The 1,845-nt window shown below is 65.5% G+C and carries 2 protein-coding genes; one reads left to right on the top strand and one right to left on the bottom strand.

Features of this window, described 5'->3' with window-relative positions; translation table 11 throughout:
* Window positions 1-186 precede the first annotated feature (186 nt).
* Entirely contained in the window at window positions 187-654 is a 468-nt protein-coding gene (locus EDF51_RS19675) for a MarR family transcriptional regulator (protein WP_243650192.1), read from the top strand.
* A 411-nt stretch (window positions 655-1,065) separates the two neighbouring features.
* On the opposite strand, the gene EDF51_RS20115 is transcribed toward EDF51_RS19675, so the two are convergent.
* Complete coding sequence (locus tag EDF51_RS20115; protein ID WP_131847781.1) at window positions 1,066-1,431, bottom strand: winged helix-turn-helix domain-containing protein; 366 nt, start codon at window positions 1,429-1,431, stop codon at window positions 1,066-1,068.
* Between the last annotated feature and the right edge of the window lie 414 nt (window positions 1,432-1,845).

Raw genomic sequence — 1,845 nt, 5'->3', positions numbered from 1 at the left:
GGCGAGCAGGGCAGCCGGGATGACGGCGAGGGTGGCGACACGGGCGATGGTGCGGTTCGGGCGACGCATGAGAGGAGATCCGTTCAGGTTGAGGCATGACTCGAATTTCGAGCTAGGTAGACCTTACACCTACAGATTCGTTCAAGTCAATTTTTGTCCCAAACGGATCTCGTCTAAGATGGGATCATGAGCGCAAGCCCTCCTCCGATGAGTGACGCCGACCAGGATCGACTGCTGGACGAGGCGGTCGCCGCGTTCTACAGCGCTCAGGTCGAGCACGCGCACCTGATGCAGCACCTCGCCGTCACCCACGACCTGAACCCGGTCGACCTCCGCGCGCTGAAGTTCCTCGGAGCGGTCGACGACGACCGCACGCCGAAGGAACTCGGCGGGTACCTGGAGATGGGAACGGGAGCCGTCACCGCGTTGCTCGACCGTCTGACCAAACGAGGTCTACTCGATCGGGTCCGCAACCCGGACGATCGCCGGAGCGTGCGGATCGAGCTGAGTGCCGACGGCTTCGCGGTGGTCGGCGCACTTCGCTCGGCCTACCGGCAAGCGCTCGAGAAATCGCTTCCTGTCGAGAACGTCAACGTCTTCATCCACTTCACCGAACGCATCTCGCTAGCGTTCCGTGAGGACAGCGTCAACTGAACGACACCCCGACGGCAAGCACTCCACCGCCGCCTGAAGCTCGGCATGAACGGACAATGACGTCGAGCTTGGTTGGAACCTCTACCCCAGGACCGCGGAAAAGCAGCGGGCTCCCCGACAGCGCACCCACCTCTGCCCCGCAGCAGAACGCACCGGAAGCCGCCTGAACGTCGGCGGTCAGATCATTTCGGCGGTGACCAGCTACGGCCGAAAGCGCGCATCGACACGACACCCCGATCCGCGTCCGTCACCGCTCCCGTCGACGTCTCGGTACCGAAATCGCCCGCTGGAGAGGAGTAGGTGCCGGGGTGTCGTCCCGGAAACACCCGGTCGGGCGTCCCGCATTGCCGGAAGGGGGCCAGTGTGCCGTTGGCGAGCAAGCTCTACCGGACGGCATCCCACCCCACTTGCCTACGCCGTGGGCACCCGTGCCGTCACTGACGGCAGCGATGGTCGGTCGTCAGGTGCGGTGAAGAAGTCGCGGTAGCGGACGGCGCCGGCGATGAAGTAGCCGTCACCGGGCACCGACCGCACCACACCGTCGGCGATCAGTGCCCGGTACGCGTTCAGGATCGTGTGGATGCTCAACCCGGACGTTGCTGCCGCGACTCGGTACGGCGGCAACTGATCACCCTCCAAAAGGACGCCATCAGCGATGGCGTCCCGGACGAGCTGCTCCACTCGTTCCTGCAACGACCACCCCGACCGACGATCAGACGACAGCACCACCCGGAACCTCCCTACCGCGCTCACGCCGGCAGGATGCTCATGGCGCATTGGGGCGTCCCTTGTCTGTGAGAAGCGCGGGGCGAGACACCGGATCAGGTAGCAGCCCACCCCGCTGAGAGCGGGAACCACCCAGCTGCTGTCCACAGTCTGCCTCAACCATGCCCTCGTACCGTGCAGTCGATGACGAAGCCCTCACCGCGCCGCCGGAAGCCCGCCCGGGAGCCTGCGCATGCGTTGGTGGCAGTGGGCGCTCATCGGTGCCCTCACCTCACTACCGGTACCGCCACGCTGGTCGTCGCAGCGCTGCTGAAGTGACCCCGCTCAGTGCGGTCCGCGGGACGTTGGTGGTTCCCGGGAGCGACGCAATGTTCGGGTCATCCCGCCACCCCCGGGATAGCGCACTCCCCCACCAGCCTCAAGGCAGGAAAGGCAAGTCTCTCGAACGGGAAACGAGTGTCACGC

The sequence above is a fragment of the Curtobacterium sp. PhB25 genome, from assembly GCF_004365375.1.
Lineage (GTDB): Bacteria > Actinomycetota > Actinomycetes > Actinomycetales > Microbacteriaceae > Curtobacterium.
Note: the sequence above shows the minus strand (reverse complement) of the source record. Positions and strands in the feature narration are given on the sequence as shown.

What these genes read in the sequence shown, in the direction of transcription:
- EDF51_RS19675 (WP_243650192.1), top strand. Translation starts at nt 187, where the DNA reads ATGAGCGCAAGCCCTCCTCCGATGAGTGACGCCGACCAGGATCGACTG.
- EDF51_RS20115 (WP_131847781.1), bottom strand. Translation starts at nt 1,431, where the DNA reads ATGCGCCATGAGCATCCTGCCGGCGTGAGCGCGGTAGGGAGGTTCCGG.